The organism is Streptomyces sp. NPDC111656 (genome assembly GCF_055656965.1).
The window spans coordinates 228775-250396 of the sequence record NZ_JBVKCA010000010.1; the positions used below are offsets into that span (position 1 = coordinate 228775).

General features: G+C 69.5%; 24 protein-coding genes, 1 tRNA gene and 1 pseudogene. 12 read left to right on the forward strand and 14 right to left on the reverse strand.

The features are described from left to right. Window positions 1-103: 103 nt before the first annotated feature. Window positions 104-1525 carry a VMAP-C domain-containing protein gene (locus tag ACZ7M3_RS28630; RefSeq protein ID WP_351307904.1) on the reverse strand — a complete coding sequence of 474 codons (1422 nt, stop codon included), beginning with the start codon at window positions 1523-1525 and terminating at the stop codon, window positions 104-106. A gap of 174 nt (window positions 1526-1699) precedes the next feature. Next, window positions 1700-1776 (reverse strand) — tRNA-Thr (locus ACZ7M3_RS28635). A 225-nt stretch (window positions 1777-2001) separates the two neighbouring features. On the opposite strand from ACZ7M3_RS28635, the gene ACZ7M3_RS28640 reads away from it, so the two are divergent. The 3 genes from ACZ7M3_RS28640 (at window position 2002) to ACZ7M3_RS28650 (ending at window position 4661) form a co-directional block, all read left to right on the forward strand. After that, window positions 2002-3138: an ABC transporter ATP-binding protein gene (locus ACZ7M3_RS28640; RefSeq protein WP_351307901.1), complete on the forward strand. Its 1137-nt coding sequence runs from the start codon at window positions 2002-2004 to the stop codon at window positions 3136-3138. 246 nt (window positions 3139-3384) lie between these two features. Then, window positions 3385-3834: a hypothetical protein gene (locus ACZ7M3_RS28645; protein ID WP_095853945.1), complete on the forward strand. Its 450-nt coding sequence runs from the start codon at window positions 3385-3387 to the stop codon at window positions 3832-3834. A gap of 95 nt (window positions 3835-3929) precedes the next feature. Next, window positions 3930-4661: a nucleotidyltransferase family protein gene (locus ACZ7M3_RS28650; protein WP_054232442.1), complete on the forward strand. Its 732-nt coding sequence runs from the start codon at window positions 3930-3932 to the stop codon at window positions 4659-4661. A gap of 143 nt (window positions 4662-4804) precedes the next feature. On the opposite strand, the gene ACZ7M3_RS28655 is transcribed toward ACZ7M3_RS28650, so the two are convergent. The 6 genes from ACZ7M3_RS28655 to ACZ7M3_RS28680 form a co-directional block, all read right to left on the reverse strand. Further along, window positions 4805-6526, reverse strand: coding sequence for a DoxX family protein (locus tag ACZ7M3_RS28655; protein WP_472066765.1), 1722 nt, complete (start codon window positions 6524-6526; stop codon window positions 4805-4807). Window positions 6527-6680: 154 nt separating this feature from the next. Further along, the gene (gene rlmB, locus ACZ7M3_RS28660) at window positions 6681-7622 is read right to left on the reverse strand and encodes a 23S rRNA (guanosine(2251)-2'-O)-methyltransferase RlmB (RefSeq protein WP_095853943.1); all 942 of its coding nucleotides are present in this window, start codon (window positions 7620-7622) and stop codon (window positions 6681-6683) included. Window positions 7623-7765: 143 nt separating this feature from the next. Next, on the reverse strand, window positions 7766-9166 hold the full coding sequence (gene cysS, locus ACZ7M3_RS28665; RefSeq protein WP_452964272.1) for a cysteine--tRNA ligase: 1401 nt from the start codon (window positions 9164-9166) through the stop codon (window positions 7766-7768). Between the two features lie 134 nt (window positions 9167-9300). After that, a complete protein-coding gene (gene ispF, locus ACZ7M3_RS28670; protein WP_452964269.1) occupies window positions 9301-9810 on the reverse strand; it encodes a 2-C-methyl-D-erythritol 2,4-cyclodiphosphate synthase in 510 nt (169 codons plus the stop codon). Then, window positions 9800-10552: a 2-C-methyl-D-erythritol 4-phosphate cytidylyltransferase gene (ispD, locus tag ACZ7M3_RS28675; RefSeq protein ID WP_095853940.1), complete on the reverse strand. Its 753-nt coding sequence runs from the start codon at window positions 10550-10552 to the stop codon at window positions 9800-9802. The genes ispF and ispD overlap by 11 nt, the downstream gene beginning before the upstream one ends. A gap of 426 nt (window positions 10553-10978) precedes the next feature. After that, window positions 10979-11461 (reverse strand): CarD family transcriptional regulator, encoded by a 483-nt coding sequence (locus ACZ7M3_RS28680; protein ID WP_003953493.1) that lies wholly within the window; start codon window positions 11459-11461, stop codon window positions 10979-10981. Window positions 11462-12107: 646 nt separating this feature from the next. Between ACZ7M3_RS28680 and ACZ7M3_RS28685 the strand changes: the two genes are divergently transcribed. After that, window positions 12108-12779: a copper chaperone PCu(A)C domain-containing protein gene (locus tag ACZ7M3_RS28685; RefSeq protein WP_472066768.1), complete on the forward strand. Its 672-nt coding sequence runs from the start codon at window positions 12108-12110 to the stop codon at window positions 12777-12779. A 103-nt stretch (window positions 12780-12882) separates the two neighbouring features. Here ACZ7M3_RS28685 and phoP read toward each other — a convergent pair whose 3' ends face one another. Further along, a complete protein-coding gene (gene phoP / locus ACZ7M3_RS28690; RefSeq protein WP_010985401.1) occupies window positions 12883-13554 on the reverse strand; it encodes a two-component system response regulator PhoP in 672 nt (223 codons plus the stop codon). A 5-nt stretch (window positions 13555-13559) separates the two neighbouring features. After that, window positions 13560-14837: a two-component system sensor histidine kinase PhoR gene (gene phoR, locus ACZ7M3_RS28695; RefSeq protein ID WP_054232435.1), complete on the reverse strand. Its 1278-nt coding sequence runs from the start codon at window positions 14835-14837 to the stop codon at window positions 13560-13562. A 239-nt stretch (window positions 14838-15076) separates the two neighbouring features. On the opposite strand from phoR, the gene phoU reads away from it, so the two are divergent. Then, window positions 15077-15766, forward strand: coding sequence for a phosphate signaling complex protein PhoU (gene phoU, locus ACZ7M3_RS28700; protein WP_095853937.1), 690 nt, complete (start codon window positions 15077-15079; stop codon window positions 15764-15766). A 188-nt stretch (window positions 15767-15954) separates the two neighbouring features. Further along, window positions 15955-16107: a hypothetical protein gene (locus ACZ7M3_RS28705; protein ID WP_167552125.1), complete on the forward strand. Its 153-nt coding sequence runs from the start codon at window positions 15955-15957 to the stop codon at window positions 16105-16107. Window positions 16108-16255: 148 nt separating this feature from the next. Here the strand turns inward: ACZ7M3_RS28705 and ACZ7M3_RS28710 are convergent, their stop codons facing one another. Then, window positions 16256-16528: a hypothetical protein gene (locus ACZ7M3_RS28710; RefSeq protein WP_472066771.1), complete on the reverse strand. Its 273-nt coding sequence runs from the start codon at window positions 16526-16528 to the stop codon at window positions 16256-16258. A gap of 176 nt (window positions 16529-16704) precedes the next feature. Between ACZ7M3_RS28710 and ACZ7M3_RS28715 the strand changes: the two genes are divergently transcribed. The 4 genes from ACZ7M3_RS28715 (at window position 16705) to ACZ7M3_RS28730 (ending at window position 18659) form a co-directional block, all read left to right on the forward strand. Further along, window positions 16705-16851 (forward strand): hypothetical protein, encoded by a 147-nt coding sequence (locus ACZ7M3_RS28715; RefSeq protein WP_472066773.1) that lies wholly within the window; start codon window positions 16705-16707, stop codon window positions 16849-16851. Window positions 16852-16914: 63 nt separating this feature from the next. Further along, the gene (locus ACZ7M3_RS28720) at window positions 16915-17325 is read left to right on the forward strand and encodes a cupin domain-containing protein (RefSeq protein ID WP_095853934.1); all 411 of its coding nucleotides are present in this window, start codon (window positions 16915-16917) and stop codon (window positions 17323-17325) included. Window positions 17326-17504: 179 nt separating this feature from the next. Next, on the forward strand, window positions 17505-17813 hold the full coding sequence (locus ACZ7M3_RS28725) for a hypothetical protein (protein ID WP_472066775.1): 309 nt from the start codon (window positions 17505-17507) through the stop codon (window positions 17811-17813). Between the two features lie 408 nt (window positions 17814-18221). After that, on the forward strand, window positions 18222-18659 hold the full coding sequence (locus ACZ7M3_RS28730; RefSeq protein WP_472066777.1) for a hypothetical protein: 438 nt from the start codon (window positions 18222-18224) through the stop codon (window positions 18657-18659). 286 nt (window positions 18660-18945) lie between these two features. On the opposite strand, the gene ACZ7M3_RS28735 is transcribed toward ACZ7M3_RS28730, so the two are convergent. Further along, complete coding sequence (locus tag ACZ7M3_RS28735) at window positions 18946-19236, reverse strand: hypothetical protein (protein ID WP_472066779.1); 291 nt, start codon at window positions 19234-19236, stop codon at window positions 18946-18948. Between the two features lie 264 nt (window positions 19237-19500). After that, on the reverse strand, window positions 19501-19797 hold the full coding sequence (locus ACZ7M3_RS28740; RefSeq protein WP_472066781.1) for a hypothetical protein: 297 nt from the start codon (window positions 19795-19797) through the stop codon (window positions 19501-19503). Window positions 19798-19897: 100 nt separating this feature from the next. On the opposite strand from ACZ7M3_RS28740, the pseudogene ACZ7M3_RS28745 reads away from it, so the two are divergent. Both ACZ7M3_RS28745 and ACZ7M3_RS28750 read left to right on the forward strand, forming a co-directional pair. Further along, window positions 19898-20315, forward strand: a pseudogene (locus ACZ7M3_RS28745) (tyrosine-type recombinase/integrase); the annotation flags it as partial. 57 nt (window positions 20316-20372) lie between these two features. Continuing rightward, window positions 20373-20633 (forward strand): ribosomal protein L7/L12, encoded by a 261-nt coding sequence (locus ACZ7M3_RS28750; RefSeq protein ID WP_472066783.1) that lies wholly within the window; start codon window positions 20373-20375, stop codon window positions 20631-20633. 112 nt (window positions 20634-20745) lie between these two features. Here ACZ7M3_RS28750 and ACZ7M3_RS28755 read toward each other — a convergent pair whose 3' ends face one another. Further along, window positions 20746-21507 carry a phosphoglyceromutase gene (locus ACZ7M3_RS28755; protein WP_388116443.1) on the reverse strand — a complete coding sequence of 254 codons (762 nt, stop codon included), beginning with the start codon at window positions 21505-21507 and terminating at the stop codon, window positions 20746-20748. Window positions 21508-21622: the final 115 nt, after the last annotated feature.

Genomic DNA, 21622 nt, shown 5'->3' on the forward strand with positions numbered 1-21622 from the left:
TCTTCAATAGCCTGACAGTCGGTGTCCGCGTGTGCAAGACCGTGTGCCATCCGCCTCCGCGCGCCGGTCGGAGGCCCCTTCCGGGCCATGGGCGCATGATGACCTACACCGGTCCGGGCGGACTCGGCTTGCGCTCGGGGTCGTCGAGCAGAATGGCCAGATGGCGACCCACGTGCAGGTCCCACGCCCCGGGGCCGAGGGCCAGCGCGTCCTTGCGCCACTCCCCGACCCGTTCCGCCAGGCTGCCCAGCCCTCGATCCTGGAGTATCTCGCCGATGGCGTCCTTGAATTTCGGGTCCCCGCAGTCGTTGCGGTGCCAGATCATCGCGGGCACCCCGGCCCGCAGCCCGGCGAGGACCTCGCGGCGGCCGGTGCCCGACTCGTCGCCCGGGGGCTGGCTGAGCACCAGGCACACCGCGTGCCGGTCCTCCTTCAACTCACGCTCCAGATGGAAGAAGTACGCCTCGTCCTCGGCCGGGCTGCTCCAGTGCGGGTGGCTGTCCGCCGGGCGCTCCCGCAGCTGCCGCCACTTGTGGTGCCAGGGCCGGTGCCAGGCGGCCCGCTGCAGGCGCTCGATGCTGCGCACCACCACCGGATAGTCCATGACCAGCGGGGTCGGGGCCTCGGAGCCGGACTCCTTCGACCACCACTCCACGGGCTCGTTGAGCAGCTCCCAGGGCAGGATGAACTCCAGGATCACCGGCTGCCGCAGGTCGGCCCACTTCTCCTCGGCCTCCTCTATCAGCCGCTCCACCGCGCCCGGGAGCTCCTCCCGGCCCAGGTGGACGGTCTCGCCGCGCACGGGATGCCAGCCCTCGGAGTCGGACTGACGCCAGTGCGAGAGGTAGTACCTGTCCGGCTCGATGCGGTCCGGCTCGAACTGGATCATCAGATACGCGGGGACGAGGGAGGGCGCGGGCTGCGGAAAGTCCGAGTGCTGCCAGTCCGCCAGCAGGCCCTCCATGCCCAGGGCGAGAGTCTGGGTGCGGTTGAAGCGGCGCAGTACCTCGGCGGCCTCCGACTGGCCGTCCTCCATCAGCCGATCGGCCGACAGCGCCAGGAAGGCCATGCTGGGCGGGAGTTCACCCGCCGGGGAGTTCTCACCCGCCAGCCGCAGAAAGACCTGCCACCCCGTCTGGCACCACCCGGGCAGCTCCTGGACCCGGGACCGGCTCGCTCGGCGCGCCATGACGGCCAGATCCGTGGAGCCCATCGCCAGCAGGACGGGCCGCAGGTGACCGAGATCGGCGTTGTTGAAGAAGTCGACGGCCTCCCACTCGTCCACGAGCGGCCACAGCTCGGCCACCGTCGCCGACTGCTGTTCCACGTACTCCAGCGACCGCACCAGGCAGGCCAGGCCGTCACCGACGGCGGTGCACTCCTTCACCACCTGTAACAGCCACGGCCGCAGCCGCTCCCCGCCGAAGGGTTCCACGGGCGCGGCCAGTTCACCGGCCAGCAGATCCCGCCAGACCTCGCGGCTGCTCCCCTGGCTCACCGTGGCCGACCCCTGCAACGCGTCCACGATGGAGACAATGAGCTCGTTGCGGACCCGATCCGGACTGCGCCCTCTCACCCCGTTACCTCCACACAGCTGGCGCGGCACCCTGATGGTGCCCAACAGGGTAAGGCCGTAAAGCGGGGCATGGCAGGGAAAAGCACGGGCATCGCCGCGGGAAGCCCGTGTTGTTTACGCTGTTGGAGCCCCCTGTCGGATTCGAACCGACGACCTTCGCTTTACAAGAGCGGCGCTCTGACCAGCTGAGCTAAGGAGGCCTGCACGCGTGTGCCCGTGCAGTGTACCCATGCCCCACCCGCGCCCTCTCGAAAATTTCCGCGAAGTTCACAGCCCCCTGGCTACTGACAGACCAGGTGAACGCCAGGTACCGTCCTGAGCCAGTTCACTCTTGTGGACTACACCACCGCGAAGGCTTCGCGGTGGACACCACCTTTACAACGGATCGTCCGGCACGTTCCTGCCGGTGAAGGGGGCCCCTCACCATGGCCACTGTCTCGTTCAACAAGGCGACCCGCATCTACCCGGGTGGCGACAAGCCCGCCGTCGATCAGCTCGAGCTCGACGTCGCGGACGGCGAGTTCCTCGTCCTCGTCGGCCCCTCCGGCTGTGGAAAGTCCACCTCCCTGCGCATGCTCGCGGGTCTCGAGGACGTCAACGCCGGCTCGATCCACATCGGTGACCGCGACGTCACGCACCTGCCGCCCAAGGACCGGGACATCGCGATGGTGTTCCAGAACTACGCGCTCTACCCGCACATGACGGTCGCCGACAACATGGGCTTCGCGCTCAAGATCGCCGGTGTCCCGAAGGCCGAGATCCGCCAGAAGGTCGAGGACGCGGCGAAGATCCTCGACCTCACCGAGTACCTCGGCCGCAAGCCGAAGGCCCTCTCCGGCGGTCAGCGCCAGCGTGTCGCGATGGGCCGCGCCATCGTGCGTGAACCCCAGGTCTTCCTGATGGACGAGCCGCTGTCGAACCTCGACGCCAAGCTCCGCGTCTCGACCCGTACGCAGATCGCCTCGCTGCAGCGCCGCCTCGGCATCACCACCGTGTACGTCACCCACGACCAGGTCGAGGCCATGACCATGGGCGACCGCGTGGCCGTACTCAAGGACGGTCTGCTCCAGCAGGTCGACTCGCCGCGCAACATGTACGACCGCCCCGCGAACCTGTTCGTCGCCGGGTTCATCGGCTCCCCCGCCATGAACCTCGTCGAGGTCCCGATCACGGACGGCGGCGTGAAGTTCGGCAACTCCGTCGTGCCGGTGAACCGCGAGGCCCTGAAGGCCGCCGCGGACAAGGGCGACCGCACCGTCACGGTCGGCATCCGCCCGGAGCACTTCGACATCGTCGAGCACAACGGCGAAGCCGCCAAGTCGCTGTCCAAGGACAGCGCGGACGCCCCGGCCGGCCTCGCCGTCTCGGTGAACGTCGTCGAGGAGCTCGGCGCCGACGGCTACGTCTACGGCAGCGCCAAGGTCGACGACAAGCTCACGGACCTGGTCGTCCGCGTCAGCGGCCGCGCGGTCCCGGACAAGGGCGCCACGCTGCACGTCGTGCCGCGGCCGGGCGAGACCCACGTCTTCTCGACCTCCACGGGCGAGCGCCTCTCCGACTGATCGCCCCGATCACCACGAAAAGCAAATCGGGCGGACGAAAACCGCGCCGCGGTCGAATTCACCCAAGGTGACGAAGAGGGCCCCACAGCTTGCTGTGGGGCCCTCTTCGTTGTCGACAAATACCCCGGCAAGCCGGTCATTTCGATCCCTGTACGTCAACCCACCACCCAGCGAAAGCCGTTCTCCTATCCCTCGAACTGATTACTAAATGTCGCCAAATCATCACCCCGCGCTACCCTCACTCGCGTGAAGCACTCCACCACTAACCAACGGACCCGGCGTGGCCGTGGCCCCGCGCGCCGGATCGGTCGCACCCTCGCCCTCGTTCTGCCTGTCGTCCTGGTGCTCTCCGGGACCCTGGCGGTCACCCGAGTCAACTGGTCGGGGAACTCCTCGGACTCGGTGCTCACCGCCTCCTCCTCGGACGTCTCCTCGCATGCCGTCTCCCGTGCCCCGCAGGACGTGCTGCGCGACCGGCTCCTGCTGGAGCTCCAGGAGAAGAACCCGGGCGTCGCCCTCACTCACCTCCAGGAGGCCGTGAACGGCCGCCCGTCGCTCGCCAAGCACTGCGTCTCCATCGCCCGCGCCCTCGGCCGCGCCGCGGTCCGCGCGTACGGCCCGACGCGCGCCCAGGCCTTCGCGCGCCCTGTCTGCGACACGTCCTTCGCATCGGGGGTCGCGGCCACGCATCTCTGAGCCCCACCGGCCCCACCTGTTCTGTCAGGTAACAGCTGCTTAAGGGAACGGTTGCCGACAGAAGCCGTGAGCGGGGCGCCACGTACAGTTCGGGCATGACCCATCCGAACGCCGCGTCACGCCCCGTTCAAGCCGTTGTCCTGGCCGGTGGTCAGGGCTCCCGACTGCGTCCCTACACCGACGACCGGCCCAAGCCGATGGTCGAGATCCCCGGCACCGGGACCCCGATCATCGGTCACCAGCTGACCTGGCTCGCCGAGGAGGGCGTCACCGACGTCGTCGTCTCCTGCGGCCACCTCGCCGAGGTCCTCCAGAAGTGGCTGGACTCGGCCGACCTCCCGGTCAACATCACGACGGTCGTCGAGACGGAACCGCTCGGCCGGGGCGGCGGCCTGAAGTACGCCGCCGCGCACCTCCCGCACCCGGACAAGCCCTGGTACGCGACGAACGGCGACATCTGGACCCGTTTCTCGCTGCGCGACATGGCGGACTTCCACACCGAGCGCGACGCCGTCGCGACCCTCGCCCTCGCCCGTCCGCGCATCCCGTGGGGCGCCGTCAAGACCGACGGCTTCGGACGCGTCACGGACTTCATCGAGTCCCCGCCGACCACGTACGAGATCAACGCGGGCGTCTACGTCTTCTCCGCCGAGTTCGCCGACCTGCTCCCCGAGCGCGGCGACCACGAGCGCACCACGTTCCCGCACCTGGCCCGCGAACGCCGTCTGGCCGGCTTCCCGCTCCCGCAGGGCGCCTACTGGCGCGCCATCGACACCGCGAAGGACCTCACGGAGGCGGCGAAGGAACTCGCGGCCCTGGGACGCTGAGAGCCCCCTTCCGGCAGCACGAGGGCTGAGAAGCCCCTTCCTGGCAGCACGAGGGCTGAGAGCCCCTTTCCGGCCGTACGAGGACGGGCCCCGCACATCAGATGTGCGGGGCCCGTCCTCGTACGGCCGGGGGGCGTGACGCGTTACCCGAGGAGACCGCCGACCAGCTTGTCCGAGCCGCCGGAGGTGCCGCCACCACCGCCGCCGCTGCTGCCGCCGCTCGAACCGCCGGAGGAGGTGCCGCCGCCCGAGCCGCTGCCACCGGTGCTGGAGCTGCCGCCGCTGGACGTCGGGCCTGCGCTGGTGCTCGGGGCCTGGTGGACCGGCGAGGACTGCTGGGGCGGGGCCTGGCCGGTGCCCTGGGTCTGGCTGGGGCCGCTGGTGACCGTGCCGCCCGTCTCACGGACCGCGGCGCCCGGCGTGGTGGCCGCGCCCGACGGCGAGGAGGAACTGCCGTGGGTGGGCGCCTTGGCCGACGCCGAAGGAGTGGTGGTCTTGTGCTGGGGCGTGCCGGGCTCCTCGGGAAGCGGGGAACCGGGCAGTTCGTTGCGCGGGGCCTCGCCCGGTCCCGGCACGACCACCCGGTCGGCGTCACGGACGGCGCCGCCGAGGAGCGAGCCGATGAGGAGCGTGAGGCCGACGACGACGGCCGAGACGAGCGCGCCGCGGCGCAGCACCCGGTGCCGCAGGTCCCAGATGTCGGCGCGGGGCCCGAGCGTGCGCCAGGCCTCGCTCGCGAGGCGTCCGTCGACGGAGTAGACGGGCGCGCCCGCGATGATCAGCGGCGACCAGGCGGCGAGGTAGATGATGTCCGGCGCGTCGTACGCGGGGACCGTCTTCCAGCTGACGGTGACGATGAGCGCGGCCGACAGCATCGCGCCGACCACGGCGGCGACCCGCTGCCACAGCCCGAACACCGTGAGGACGCCCACGATGACCTGGAGGAAGGCGATGACGAGTCCGGAGCCGACGGGGTGCTGGAGCGCGAGCTGCCGCAGCGGCTCGGCGACGTCCCAAGGGTGCAGCGTGTTCAGCCACTTGACCATGGAGCCGCGCTTGCCGCCGTCGAAGTAGACGGGGTCGCAGAGCTTGCCCATGCCGGCGTAGATGGAGATGAAGCCGAGGAAGACGCGGAGCGGGAGCAGCACCACGCCGAGGTTCATCCGGCGCCCGGGGTAGTAGGCGTGCCGGACCGGGTCCGAGCCGTGCCGCCTGGCCGGTGTGTCGCCGTCGTCGCCGTAGTCGTCGGGGTTCTCCGCCGCGAACTGCCCGCCCGTGTAGCGCGGTTCGTCGTACGCGCTGTCCACGCTGCGCATGTTCGGCAGCAGCCGGGTCCCCGCGGAGTCGTGGTCGTGGCCGCGCTGGCTGCCGACGAGGGGCGTCTCGACCGTTTCGACGGTCAAGTCGCCCGCGTAGCCCTGGTGTTCGTCCGCGTAGCCAAGGTGTTCGTCGACGCGAGGGATGACCCGGGTGGCGCCGGCGTCGCCCGTCGGGTCCGCGACACCGTGGCGCACGCTGGTGCTGCGCACGGCCTGCAGGAGGCGGTGGGCGCCGGTGTCGTCGGGGTCGGACCGCCCGCTCCAGACGACGGGTGCGCGGCGGCGGGCCCCGGCGACCGGGCCGCCCGCTCTGCCCGCCGTACCGACGACGGGGATCCGCGCGGTGTCGTCGGCGCCCAAGTGCCGTGCGACGCGCGAGGATGGGGTCCGCGTCGCGCCGCCTAGCTGCACGCGGAAGCTCGCATGATTGACGATGACCTGCGCCGGATCGCTCGGCACCTTCACCATGCTCAGCGCGGGAGCGTCGTCGAATCCCGACGAGCGGTCCCCCGTGGGTGTGCGGGGTGTTCTGGTGTCCACACTCATCTAACCGAGTGATGTGTGTTTAGGACACTGCCTTGACTGCGCCGATCTGTCCGGACCGCGTCAAGGTCATCCCGAACATCCCAACTGCCCCACGGGGGTGACTCACTCAGACGTCTGCTCAAACACCTGTTCAGATATCCGTTCGGACGTCTGTTCAGACGCGTCGGCGTGAGGCCTCGTACAGCACAACTCCCGCCGCGACACCGGCGTTCAGCGACTCGGTGCCGCCCGGCATCGGAATCCGCACCCGGAAGTCGCAGGTCTCGCCGACCAGTCGGGACAGTCCCTTGCCCTCGCTGCCGACGACGATGACGACGGGACCGCCGAGGGCCTCCAGATCACCGACCTCGACCTCGCCGTCCGCGGCGAGTCCGACCACGACGAGCCCGGCCTTCTTGTACGACTCAAGGGCCCGCGTCAGGTTGGCGGCGCGGGCGACGGGCGTACGGGCGGCGGCGCCGGCCGACGTCTTCCAGGCACCGGCGGTCATGCCGGCCGCGCGCCGCTCGGGCACGACGACGCCGTGGCCGCCGAAGGCCGAGACGGAACGGACGACGGCGCCCAGGTTCCGGGGGTCGGTCACGCCGTCGAGGGCGACGATCAGCGGGTCCTGGCCCTCGTCGTACGCGGCGGCCGCGAGGTCCTCGGGGTGCGCGTACTCGTACGGCGGGACCTGGAGGACGAGACCCTGGTGGTTGAGCCCGTTGGTCATGCGGTCGAGCTCGGGGCGCGGGGCCTCCATGAGGTGGATGCCGCCGCGCTCACCGGCGAGCTGGAGCGCCTCGCGCACTCGCTCGTCGTTGTCGATGAACTGCTGCACGTACAGCATCGACGCGGGCACGCCCTCGCGCAGCGCCTCCACGACCGAGTTGCGTCCGACGACCATCTCGGAGGTGCCCTTGCCGCCGCGCCCGCGCGGGACGGGACGGCGTGCGACCTGCTTCGCCTTGGCGCCCGCGATGCGGTTCTTCTTGTGCCCCTTGCGCATCTCGGCGGGCGGGGTGGGGCCCTTGCCTTCCAGGCCCCGGCGTCGCTGGCCGCCACTGCCGACCTGCGCGCCCTTCTTGCCGGACATGCGGCGGTTGTTAGCGGCCATGACCTACCTGTCTGTGTGAGGCGAGCGTGCGTACGTTCTTGAGGTGTCGTATATGCAGTGTGCCGCCCGGAGGCCCGGGCGGCACAATCGATCAAGGCCGAGAGGCCCCGAGAAGACCCTGCGGAGGGCCCGAGGGGGCCCGCTCAGCGGGGGCCGAGCGTCCAGCGCGGCCCCTGCGGGCCGTCCTCGATGACCAGACCGGACTGGTTGAGCTGGTCGCGGATGGCGTCCGCGGTGGCCCAGTCCTTGCGGGTGCGGGCGGCCTCGCGCTGGTCGAGGACCATCCGGACGAGGGTGTCGACGACGCCGTGCAGATCCTCGCCGCGGTCGCCCTCGCCGGCCCACTGCTCGTCGAGCGGGTCGAGCCCGAGGACGCCGAGCATGGCCCGCACCTCGGCGAGGCGGGCGACGGCGGCTTCCTTGTCGTCGGCGGCCAGGGCCGAATTCCCCTGTCGCACGGTCGTGTGCACGATGGCGAGCGCCTGCGGGACGCCCAGGTCGTCGTCCATGGCCTCGGCGAAGGCCGGCGGCACCTCGGCGGCGGGCTCGACGACGCCCCCCGCCTTCTCGACGACCCGCTGCACGAAGCCCTCGATGCGCGCGAACGCCGACTCGGCCTCGCGCAGGGCCTCTTCGCTGTACTCGATCATCGAGCGGTAGTGCGGGGTGCCGAGGTAGTAGCGCAGCACGATCGGACGCCACGTCTTGACCATCTCGGAGACGAGTACGGAGTTGCCCAGGGACTTGGACATCTTCTCGCCGCTCATGGTGACCCAGGCGTTGTGCACCCAGTACATGGCGAACTCGTCGCCGAAGGCCTTGGCCTGCGCGATCTCGTTCTCGTGGTGCGGGAAGATCAGGTCGATCCCGCCGCCGTGGATGTCGAACGCGGGGCCCAGGTACTTGTGGGCCATGGCGGAGCACTCCAGGTGCCAGCCGGGCCGACCCCGTCCCCACGGCGTCTCCCAGCTCGGCTCGCCCGGCTTCGCGGACTTCCACATGGCGAAGTCGCGCGGGTCCCGCTTGCCGGTCTCGCCGACGCCGGACGGCTGCTGGAGGTTGTCCAGCTCCTGGTTGGACAGCTGGAGGTACCCGGGGAAGGACCGCACGTCGAAGTAGACGTTCCCGTCCGCCTCGTAGGCGTGCCCGCGCTCGATGAGCCCGCGCATCATCTCCACCATCTCGGTGATGTGCCCGGTGGCCCGCGGCTCGTAGGTGGGCGGCAGGCAGCCGAGCACTGCGTACCCGTCGTTGAACGCGCGCTCGTTCTCGTACCCGATCGACCACCAAGGGCGGCCCTGGTCCGCCGACTTGGTGATGATCTTGTCGTCGATGTCGGTCACGTTGCGGATGAACGTGACGTCGTACCCGCGGTAGTCGAACCAGCGGCGCATGATGTCGAAGTTGAGGCCCGAGCGGATGTGCCCGATGTGCGGTGCGGCCTGCACGGTGGCACCACACAGGTAGATCGAGACACAACCCGGCTTGAGCGGGGAGAAGTCACGGATCAGCCGGGCGCTGGTGTCGTACAGGCGAATGGTCACCACTCCAGGGTAGTGGGCCACGGGGAGTGCCCCGCGACCTTCCCTCGCAAGGAGGACTTATTCGTGACATCTGCGCGCGGCCACCGGCCTCTCGACCCCACCGGCACCGGGGGTGAGGTCGGGGCCGACGCGCGTCAGGGCGTGCGGGCCACCAGGGCCGTGGCGATCGCCATCAGGCCCTCGTCGCGGCCCGGGAAGCCGAGGCCGTCCGTCGTGGCGCCGGAGACCGACACCGGTGCCCCGACCGCCTCGGAGAGGATCTTCTGCGCCTCGTCCCGTCGCTTCCCGATCTTCGGGCGGGGCCCGACGACCTGGACGGCGACGTTGCCGACGGTGAAGCCGGCCGCGCGGACGATCCGCGCGGCCTCCGTCAGCAGCGTGACCCCGGACGCGCCGGACCACTCGGGCCGCCCGGTCCCGAAGTGGGCGCCGAGGTCACCGATCCCCGCCGCCGAGAACAGCGCGTTGCAGGCGGCGTGCGCGACGACGTCCGCGTCGGAGTGCCCCGCGAGCCCCGGCCCCTCGCCCTCCCACAGCAGCCCGGCGCACCACAGCTCCCGCCCCTCTTCGAAGGCGTGGATGTCGGTACCGATGCCGACCTGCGGCAGCACGAAGGGCACCGGCGCGTGCGACTCAGAAGCCATCGTTGGCCCTCCTGCGCGCGAGGACCGCCTCCGCGAGGACGAGGTCCAGGGGACGCGTCACCTTGAACGCCTCCTCGTGCCCCGGCACGACCACCACCCGCTCCCCGAGCTGCTCGACCATGCTCGCGTCGTCGGTCACGTTGTCGGTGACGGTCTCGTGGGCGCGGACGAGGGTGGCGCGGTCGAACCCCTGCGGCGTCTGCACGGCCCGCAGCCGCGCCCGCTCGGGCGTGGCGACGACGGGCTCCGGCATCCCCGGCTCGCTCGCCGGCTCGACCTGCTTGACGGTGTCCGCGAGCGGCAGCGCGGGTACGACGGCGGGCGCGCCGTCGCGTACGGCCTCGATGACGGCGTCGACCGTGTCCACCGGCACGAGCGGGCGGGCCGCGTCGTGCACGAGGACGATGTCGACGCCGGGGGGCAGCGCGTCGAGCCCGTACTTCACGGACTCCTGACGGCTGTCCCCGCCGGGGACGACGAGGAAGTCCGTGCGCTCGGGCAGCGCGTGCGTGTCGAGCAGCGCCTTCACCTCGGCGGCACCGTCGGGCGGGGCCACGACGACGACCAGCGACACCGCGCGGGAGGCGGCCATGGCGCGCACCGCGTGGATGAGCATGGGGGTACCGTTCAGCGCGCGAAGCGCCTTGGGGGCGCCTGGACCGAGGCGCACGCCCCGTCCGGCGGCCGGAATCACGGCCGCCGTGCGGCCTCCGGACAGCGAGGAGCGCGAATCGTCAGACATCGGTTCCTGTCAGGTTTGTGTACTCGGCGTGCTTGGGTATGGCCTGGGCGTGCCCCTTGCTCGAGCGAAGCCGAGAGCTCGGGGCAGTGCCGGGCGCGAGCCCTGACCGGACCCTTCCGTGACATCCGGTCGAGCAAGCTGTCCGGGCCCGGCACGCCAAGTATCGGGGACGCGGGTATCGACGCGGCATCGGGGACGCAAGCGCATGGGACACAGGTGTATTCCATGGGACGCAGGTGTATTCGGGGCCACGCGTTTCCGAAATCGCGCGGGTACGAACATGCCGCAGCGCCCGGCGACAGCCATCGTGTGGAGCGACAGCAATTACGTCATCGGGCACCGCGGCATTTCATTGCGCAGCTGTGCGGCCTTGTGTGGACGCCGGGACGACCGCCGGGTGAGCGGCCACCGTCTCGACTGCCTGCGTCAGGACGCGAGAACCTCGTCGAGCAGGGCCTCGGCCTTGTCCTCGTTGGTGTTCTCCGCGAGGGCGAGCTCACTCACCAGGATCTGGCGGGCCTTGGCGAGCATCCGCTTCTCTCCGGCGGAGAGTCCGCGTTCGCGCTCACGACGCCACAGGTCACGCACGACTTCCGCGACCTTGATGACATCGCCGGAGGCGAGCTTCTCCAGATTTGCCTTGTAACGACGAGACCAGTTCGTGGGCTCCTCGGCGTACGGCGCGCGCAGCACCTCGAAGACCCGGTCCAGCCCATCCTGACCGACCACATCACGCACGCCGACGAACTCCGCATTGTCCGCTGGCACACGCACCGTCAGGTCGCCCTGGGCGACCTTCAGCACCAAGTAGGTCTTGTCCACGCCTTTGATCTGGCGAGTTTCGATGGCCTCGATCAGCGCGGCCCCGTGATGGGGATAGACCACGGTGTCGCCAACCTTGAACGTCATGTGACAGGTACCCCTTCCGTGGCTATCCAGGGTAACACGGAAACGGCGTCTTCTGAATGGCGTTTTCGCAGGTCAGGGCATATCTCGGGGCTTGACAACCGCGACAGGAACGTGCTGCGAAGGGGGAGCGGAAGAGGGTATTCGCAGGTGGGAGCGGCTGTCCAGGGCAGGAGAAACGCGTACGTTACACACACCGGACGTTCCTGACCAGGGTCTGAACATCCCGGTTTGTCCCGCTCCAGGAGCTCGACTTCCGCTACTCCGTTCGGTGAGCGGAGTCGGGTACGAGACGAATCCGGAATTGATCACGGACCACGCCGATCTACCGATGATCAATTTTCCGGACCGCCCCGGATTCCTTACCGGAAAACCCCAAGCGGATCTCGTCACTACTCTCGCGGCAACTCGTACAGCCGCTTATGTGAATGGTGGACGAACGGAAGCTCAAAGTAGCTGATGAGGCGGACCGGAACCACTCGAGGACCGGGGCGCACGAGCGGCGCAACGGGGCTCGCGGGCGCCTAGGGGCGGGTCGGGTGCGGCGGCGTGGGAACGGCTCGGTAACCTAAGGCCGCTGACAGACCCTTAGGGCGGCTTTACACCGGAGCCGCTCTGCTTCGCCCACGTTCAAGGAGTAGCCGCCGCCGTGAGCAGCAGCCTTCGACGCGGCGCTCTCGCCGCCGCCGCCATTGCGTTCTCGATCGCCTCGCTCGCCGCGTGCGGCGCCGGCAACGACGCACAGACGCTGGAGGTCAAGCCGGACAACGCGGCGACCAGCGTCGGCGACATCAAGATCCAGAACGTCCTCGTCATCACCCAGCCCGACACGACGTCCACGGGCCCGGCGGTGGTCTCCGCGACCGTCTTCAACAACGGCCGCACCCCGCAGACCCTCGACTCGGTCAAGATCGGCGGCGACGGCGTCGCCCAGATCACGCCCGCCAAGGGCGGCGGCAAGCTGACCATCCCGGCCGGCGGCCACGTCATCCTGGGCGGCGAGGGCAACGCCTCCGCGGCCCTGAGCAACCCCGGCGCGGCCGTCAAGGACGGCAACGCCCAGCCGATCACCTTCACCTTCAGCAAGACCGGTGACGTGAAGCTGCGCGCGTTCGTCGTCCCGGCCGAGAGCTACTTCACCAAGTGGGGCCCCACCACCCTGCCCGCGGCGCCCGGCGCGACGGCCACCGGCTCCGCGACCTCCTCGAAGTCGCCGAAGGCCTCGACCTCGCCGTCCGACTCCGTCTCGGGCACGCCCACCGGCACTCCCACCGACGCGGCCTCGGCTAGCGCGACGGCCTCTGCGTCGGCCGGCCACTGATCCACCACGCACAAAGGGCGGTACCCCGAAGGGTGCCGCCCTTTGTCGCACGTGTGGTCGCGTCGTACGTGCCGCCGTATTGCCTCCGAATGACAGAGCCGGTTTACGGCTCGAACTTGTAACCGAGGCCACGCACCGTGACCAGGTATCGCGGCGCGCCCGGGTCCGGTTCGATCTTGGCGCGCAGACGCTTCACGTGGACGTCCAGCGTCTTGGTGTCGCCCACGTAGTCGGCCCCCCACACCCGGTCGATGAGCTGCATACGGGTCAGCACGCGGCCCGCGTTCCTGAGCAGCATCTCCAGGAGGTCGAACTCCTTCAGGGGCAGGTCGACCTTGGAGCCGGAGACGGTCACCACGTGGCGGTCGACGTCCATCCGGACGGGACCCGCCTCGAGAGCGGCCGGGGTGACCTCCTCCGGCTCCCCGCGGCGACGCAGGACGGCCCGGATGCGGGCGACCAGTTCGCGGGAGGAGAAGGGCTTGGTGACGTAGTCGTCGGCTCCTATTTCCAGCCCGACGACCTTGTCGATCTCGCTGTCCTTGGCGGTCACCATGATCACCGGGACGTTGGAGCGGCCGCGCAGCTGGCGGCAGACCTCCGTGCCGGGCAGCCCCGGCAGCATCAGGTCGAGGAGGACGAGGTCGGCGCCGTTGCGCTCGAACTCGTCGAGTCCGTCGGGCCCGGTGGTCGCGATGGCGACCTCGAAGCCCTCCTTGCGGAGCATGTACGACAGGGCGTCGGAGAAGGACTCCTCGTCCTCGACGACGAGCACACGGGTCACGGAAGGACCTCCGGAGCGGGAAGCGGTTCATACGGGGATGTGACGGTGGTCGTCCCGTCGGGCTGCCCGTTCTCGTCCTCATCGTCGAGTCCGGGCATGTCGTGGTCGATCCCGCGGTCGCGGGCCGCGGCCGCCTCAGGCAGCCGCAGGGTGAACGTGGAGCCCTGACCCTCGGAGCTCCACACGGTGACCTCCCCGCCGTGCGAGGCGGCCACGTGCTTGACGATCGCGAGACCGAGACCCGTACCGCCGGTCTGGCGGGAACGGGCCGGGTCGACGCGGTAGAAGCGCTCGAAGACGCGCTCCCGGTCCTTCTCCGAGATGCCGATGCCCTGGTCGGTCACGGCGATCTCGATGAGGTCTCCGCCGGGCGCGGTCACCCGGCGCGCGGCTATGCCCACCCGGGTGCGGGCGGGCGAGTAGTTGACGGCGTTCTCGACGAGGTTGCCGAGGGCGGCGGCCAGCTGGCCCCGGTTCCCCCAGATGCTCAGGTCGGCGGTGCCGCCGGCGGCCATGGTGATCTGCTTGGTGCCGGCCTGGTGGCGGCACCGGTCGATGGCCTCGGCGACCAGCTCGTCCACGCGGACCGGCTCGGCGTCCTCGAGTGGATCGTCGTTCTGCACCCTCGACAGGTCGATGAGCTCCTGGACGAGGTTGGTGAGCCGGGTGGCCTCTATCTGCATACGTCCGGCGAAGCGCTCGACGGCCTCCGGGTCGTCCGAGGCGTCCATGACGGCCTCGGACAGGAGGGAGAGCGCGCCGACGGGCGTCTTGAGCTCGTGGCTGACGTTCGCGACGAAGTCGCGCCGTACCGCTTCGATCCGCCGGGCCTCGGTGAGGTCCTCGACGAGGAGCAGCACGAGCCGGGAGCCCAGCGGGGCGACTCGCGCGGAGACGGCCAGTGCCTCCCCCCGTCCGGTCCCCCGCCTCGGCAGATCCAGCTCGACCTGGCGTATTTCCCCGTCGCGACGGGTGTCGCGGGCCATCTGCATCATCGGCTCGACGGCGAGCTTGCCGCCGCGCACGAGCCCGAGGGCGTACGCGGCCGAGCTGGCCTTGACCACGGCGTCGGCCTCGTCGAGGACGACGGCCGAGGACCGGAGCACGGAGAGCACCGTGTCGACGCCCGGCGGAAGCACCGGGTCCGTGTGCAGGGATGTGCGGGTGGGGCGTTTCTGGTCGCGCTCGCTCCAGCGGAACGCCAGCATGGCGATGACACCGGTGAGCACTCCGGCGATCGCTGCCGCTGCGGCGACCGCCGCGTTCACGTCCATGCCCCCAGGTTAGGCATGTCGACACGCCAGGCCACAGCCATCGGAGTGCGACCTCGAACACTCGTCGCCCAGAGTTCACCCAGGAGCCAGGGATGGTTCATTTGGGATGCCGGAAACGGACGCGTACGGGCCGGAACGTGGGAGCGTGGGGTTCACGGGGCCCGTCCGGCGGTCCGTCCGGCGGTCAGGGCAGCCCGGCCCCCGGGCCCCAAGGTTGACGTAAGAGAGGGACAAACCAGATGCGTGACGCGTACCACGAGGAACTTGACTCGATCGGCGACGGCCTGGTCGAGATGGCCCGGCTCGTCGGATCGGCGATCGGACGCGCCACGACGGCCATCCTCGACGCCGATCTGAAGCTGGCCGAGAGCGTGATCGCGGCCGACCAGAAGGTCGACGATCTCCAGCACGAGCTCGAAGCCCGCGCGATAGCCCTGCTGGCCCGACAGCAGCCGGTGGCGACGGACCTGCGTATCGTCGTCACTTCGCTGCGCATGTCCGCCGACCTGGAGCGCTCCGGCGACCTGGCCCAGCACGTGGCGAAGCTGGCCCGGCTGCGCTTCCCCGAGCGTGCGATCCCGCACGACCTGCACGCCACGATCCTGGAGATGGGTCAGCTCGCGCAGCGCCTGATGGCGAAGGCGGCCGAGGTGATCATCACGAAGGACGTCGACCTGGCGCTCCAGCTGGAGCAGGACGACGACGAGATGGACCTGCTGCACCGCACGCTCTTCCAGCACCTGCTGGACGACCGCTGGAAGCACGGCATCGAGACCGCCGTCGACGTCACCCTGCTGGGCCGTTACTACGAGCGCTTCGCCGACCACGCGGTGTCGGTGGCCAAGCGCGTGGTGTACCTGGTGACGGGCGAGCACGCGGACGAGCTCCAGCCCGACATTCAGCCGGTCACGGGGGCCGAGGGCGCCTGAGGACCGGGAGCACCCGGGGCTGCCGTCTCACTCCGGGGGCGCGGGCGAGCCTCAGTGCGCCGTTGATGCGCCCAGGGGAGCGGGCATGCAATGGGGGTAGGTACCCGCGCCTACGCCTAGGCCCCTAGGCGTACAGGCGTAGGCACCCGGCCTCGATGCCTCATTGAGGCCTCATTGAGGAGGACACCATGGCCGATTCTCCCGCCACGCCCGACCCGACCCTGGACCGCGACACCGACCAGCCCGCCGACATCAAAAGCCTCCCGCTGTTCGGCGCGTGCGGCTGCGGCTCCGGCTGCGGGTGTGGGTGCCAGTCGGGCAACCCGTGCCAGTGCGGCTGATCGCATAGCCCCACCCAGAGGGGCCCCGTCACCATGACGGGGCCCTTTCTGCATGCGGTCACCGGACCGGGGCCTGGCAGGACTTTTAGTACACAAAAGCCCCCTGCCCGCGGCACGAGAGCGCGGTGGCGTACGTCGGCAGCGGCCGTCACGGAGGGTTGGCCGCCATTCGACAGGCGCCGGTCGCGGCGCCGCCCGGCGCGCCGGCCTGGGTCAGGGCGCTCACACACCCCCGCAGATCACCGTGCACACCTTGGGTGCACGCCGTCCTGACGGCGTCCGAGACGTGGACGCCCGCTTGTTGGACCATGTTCGTGCAGGCCGGGATGTCCGCGTGGGCGGCGGGGGCGACGAAGGCCACGCCACCGAGTGTGAGGGTCAAACCGGTGAGGACACCGGCGATACGGGCCGCCGTGTGCATGGAAGGCACCTGCTCTCCGGGACTGGTCGGGGATGCGCGGATTCCAGGCGCCGAGCAGCGAACGCGCCTGGCGTACGACCGTGGCCGCGGGCCCCCGCACCCGGCGGCTCGGCAGGACTGCCCCTCCTCTGTTCGACGCTAGAACAACCCGCCTCGGTGCGCACTGCGGCCCGACCGTGGACACTCCTGACCGGCTCATTCCGCTCGGCCGGGCGGTCCCACCGGCGCGGGGCAAGCGCGCCGGCCCGGATGCCGCCCCGACGCCGGGCTGGGCACCCAACGCCGACTTCTCCGGCGCGGCCCTGGACAGGTTCGCCGCGTAGGGCTGTCACAAACGAGGAAGCCGTCTTGTCCTCTCTGTGGACAGTCTCTGTTTGGAGGAATACATGAGCGCGGAGCACGCACACCCGCACCCAGGCGTTGAGGTGATCACGACCCTGCCGGAGGCGGCGGCCCGGATCCCGGCCGGCGCCGAGGCCAGGACCGTCCGGGTCACCCTGCGGCCCGGTGACCCGGGCGCGCCGCCGCACCGGCACCCCGGGCCGCTCTTCGGCTACGTGACCCAGGGCGAGATCCTCTTCGAGCTGGAGGGGCAGCCGCCCCGGGTGCTCAAGGCCGGTGACGCCGTGTTCGAGCCTGGGGGCGACGTGATCCACTACCAGGGCGCCAACAACCTTTCGGACGCGCAGTCGCAGCTGGTGGTGACCATGTTCGCGCCGCCGGGTACCCCGGTTCTGACCGTGGTCGGCGCGGAGGAACTGGCCGAACGACGACACCTGCGAGTCACCCAGCCCTGATGACCATCGGTATCGGGCGAACACCGCCGCAGGAGTTCGATCCGAGCCCGCCCCGGCTGCCGCCGTGGGCCGATGCGACGGCCGGACGGAGCCGCTGGTGTACGTCTCCGTCCGGCGTCGCTAAAACTGGCCCTGGGGGGCGTGTGGCTGTTCTTGTGGCTCGGAGTCGTGTCCTACGCGTGATCCGCGGCATCGGCTCGTTCCTGAAAGAACTCCTGGAGGAACTCGTCGGAGAGGCAGTGCTGACGGTGCTCGCCTGCCTCGCCGTGGCGGGCCCGGCTCTGGGGTTCGTCCGGGGATGGGAGCGCAGCCCGCTTGTCACCGGCGGTGCGGGTGGTGCCTTGCTCGCCTTCCTCGGCTACGGCGGCTGGGAGCTGCTTCGTCCCGCCAGGCCAGGGCGGCGCGGGCGACTGGCCGGCGTGGCGGCCGCCACGTCTGCCGTGGCGGCTGCATTCATCGCCTACGCCTGGTCGTGCACTTGTTCCTGAACGGTCGGGCCGGACACAGGCTTGGCAACCGTCACCGTCGTGGAGGTCGGGGCGCGGACCTCTTCGTCCCGAAGCGACTTGGGGGCGCTTCACCTCAGGCCGGAGTGCCTCACACCTGCCGCGATGGTCCGCACGCGTACGTGGTTGTCCGCCGCTACGCGGGCGTTGTCACGCAGTTGGACACTCACCTGCGACCACTCGGCTCAGCACAGGAGTTGAACGCGTTCAGAAATGATGCCAGCATGACGGGGCCGTGATCGGTAAGCGGTTGGTCGCAGTCGCCTGTGGTGCGGCTTCTTTGGGGAGGGAAGGACCGTGCTGGCCCACTCATCCGGCCTCGCCAGGGGGTGGCACGCGGTGTTCGTCGCCTGTCTGCTCGCGCTCGCGCTCACGGGATGCAATCCCCACATGTACGACGAAGTACCCGCGCTGCATGATGTGAAGCGGGCAGAAGTGTCGGGGTCATGGATCGGCTACGACCGGACGAACGTTGTCTTCCGGCCTGACGGGAAGGCCGACATCCGTCTCTTGGACGGACAGGAATGGGACTTCGACGACAGGTGGCGCCTGTCAGGCACGGGAACCTGGAAGCTGACCGACAAGCGGACCGGATGGAACGACGGCCAGCATGTCCAACTGACCCTCACCTCACGTACCGCGGTCGCGACTCGTGTGCCGGAGCCGAACGAGCCGCTTGCCCCGCCGGCGGACCGCCCCCAGACGCCCAAGACCTACACGTGGACATTCGAGTTGCGGCGCGACGACAAGAAGGCGCTGAACCTCTACTTCTTCTTCGGCGACCCGGACTCACGCAGCACCTACATCCTGCAGAGAGGCGAGCCATAGCCCATGGCATCACCGTCCCGGCCAGACGACGCAGTTGCCAGCAGCCGGAAACGCCTTCCCCTGGGACGGCGCCCCGTCCTGGAGGCACCTATGTGCCCTGGCCTCAGCCTTATCAGGTCGATCATCGCGGGCTCCCGACGCTGGAAGTCAGCAGTCATGCGGCCTGGAAGTGGTCTCTAGGGTCCACCTCGGTCCGTATTCGTCCACCGCTGTTGGTGTCAGCCGTTGACGTCAGACATCAGTGGCCCAGTTGACGGTCGCCCTAGATAGGGAGTGGCGGCGCCACTCAGTCGCCGTCGCCGACACGACGAGTCTTGGCGAACGCTCTGCCCCGAACCTGAAGCGCCGCGCCGAGCACGATGAGCCCCAGAGCAACGGTGGAAAGATTCGCCTCCGCTTGGAAAGAGAAGCCGAGCAGTTGGGGGCCTCCGTCCAGGACGAAGCCGCCACCCATCGCTATCCAACCCCAACCAGCCCAAGGCGACCGCGCATACGCCGCAGTTCCCCGGCCGTTCAAGGTCAATACGCCCAGAACTACGAAAAAGCAGCCGACACCCAACATGATCCACGCGGACATGGCACCCCTCCACGGGGAGGCTACTACACGGGCGGAACGTGTTCGGTGGCCTAGCGATCTGGTAGAGCCCCAGTTCGGAAGATCGCGTACGCGGGTGGCGTCTGACCTGGGAGGCCGCTGATCTGCGCGTTCCTTGTAGCTCTACCTGTGTTCCCTGGTGTTTACCGCTGTGCACCGCCCGATCGGGCACGCAGGGGGCACGTGTGGACTTCTCCCGCCTACGCAGAGCCCTGGCGGCGCTCCGACGTGAAGGAAGCCCTAGCGTCACGCAAGTGCCATAACGACCAGCACCGCTAGAGTCACCGCGTACATCACCAGAAGCGCCGGCGGAAGCCAAGTCTGGGGTAGGCCCGCGCGCCGTGCCTCACGCGCCTTCTTCACGCACTCGAGCACCCCGATCAAGCCGCTCAGGAACGCGAGCAGATGCCCATAGTGGTGCCAGCCCGAGTTATCGAGGACCGTCAGCGCGAAGGCGCCGCCGCCCGTCACCACAGTCGCCGAGAAGTACGCGATGAGCGGCACCTTTTCCGGCTTGTTCTTCTCAACTGCGCTGTCCGACACGGCCTATGCGCCCCCTTCGCTGTCGCGTCGCGCCTGGTGATCGTTGGTCAGTTGCCATAGACGCGACCGCGCAGCCCAGGGTTGCCAGACTCACTGCGCCGGACCGATCGGCGCTGACGCCCTCCGCGCCCACATGAAGGAGTTCCCACCGGTCGAGATCACGTTGCCGCGGACGGGCCACCGGTGACCAAGCGGCTGATCTTCAACGGACCGCGCGGCGGTCACGTCTGGCGTTCCTCCCTCAACGAGGAGGTGCGGAAGCGGGCGCTCGCCGGTGCCGGGGTGATCCCGTTGCCCGAGCGTGGACAGCCCTACGCCGAGTCCCGCGAGAACGGCATGCACGCGCTCCGGCACTTCTACGCCTCGGTCCTCCTGGACGCCGGAGAGAACATCAAGGCCCTCGCCGAGTACCTCGGCCACTCGGACCCTGGCCTGACGCTCCGCGTGTACGCACACCTCGTGCCCTCCAGGAGCGCACTCGCAAGGCTGTGGCCACTGTCTTCGAGGGGCCCAATTGAGGCGACATGGCGGCTGAGGGCTCGTACTCTCCTGGCCGGAGAGGGACGGGGAGAGCAATGACGGAGTACTTCTTATTGGTGTGCGACGACATGCCTCATGACGTGCTGCTCACCGACCCTGGCACCCGTGTGCTGGACGTCGCCCAAGTCGTACGTCGACTGACGGGACTGGGCCTCTGGCGCAGCAAGGTTCTGGCAACGCAGGTTCCCGCAACGATTCTCGACGGCGTGCTTCAGGAGAACGCAGAGGCGGCGGTCGCGGCTCTCCGCGATGTGGGAGCGCAGGCAGAGGTGAGGGCACAGCCAGAGCCGGAATGACTCAAGCCCTGACGGCCCGGTCAAGCAGCAGACGGCCCAGACAGGGCCCAAGGCCACCGAAAAGCCCCCTACCCGCGGAGAACCCGCAGGTAGGGGGCTTGATCAAGTCAGGTTACTTCTTCTTGCCCTGGTTCTTGACCGCCTCGATCGCGGCCGCGGCCGCCTCCGGGTCGAGGTACGTGCCGCCGGGGTTGAGCGGCTTGAAGTCGGCGTCGAGCTCGTAGGCGAGCGGGATGCCGGTCGGGATGTTCAGGCCCGCGATGTCGGCGTCGGAGATGCCGTCGAGGTGCTTGACGAGGGCGCGCAGCGAGTTGCCGTGGGCGGCGACCAGGACCGTGCGACCGGTGAGGAGGTCGGGGACGATGCCGTCGTACCAGTACGGCAGCATGCGGATGACGACGTCCTTCAGGCACTCCGTGCGAGGGCGCAGCTCCGGCGGGATCGACGCGTAGCGCGGGTCGTTCGCCTGCGAGAACTCGCTGTCGTCGGAGAGGGGCGGCGGCGGGGTGTCGTACGAGCGGCGCCACAGCATGAACTGCTCCTCGCCGAACTCGGCGAGGGTCTGGGCCTTGTCCTTGCCCTGGAGGGCGCCGTAGTGCCGCTCGTTCAGACGCCAGGAGCGGTGGACGGGGATCCAGTGGCGGTCGGCGGCCTCCAGCGCGAGCTGGGCGGTGCGGATCGCGCGCTTCTGGAGCGAGGTGTGCACGACGTCGGGCAGCAGGCCGGCGTCCTTCAGCAGCTCACCGCCGCGGACTGCCTCCTTCTCGCCCTTCTCGTTGAGATTGACGTCCACCCATCCGGTGAACAGGTTCTTCGCGTTCCATTCGCTCTCGCCGTGGCGGAGGAGGATCAGCTTGTACGGTGCGTCGGCCATACGTCCGAGCGTAATGGAAGCCTTCGTCCCCTCGCGCCCCTGCCCAGAGGCCGGACAGTTGACGGCATCTGTTAATTGAGTGGCCCCGGAGACCTCCCGCTCGTAAGTTGCCGTC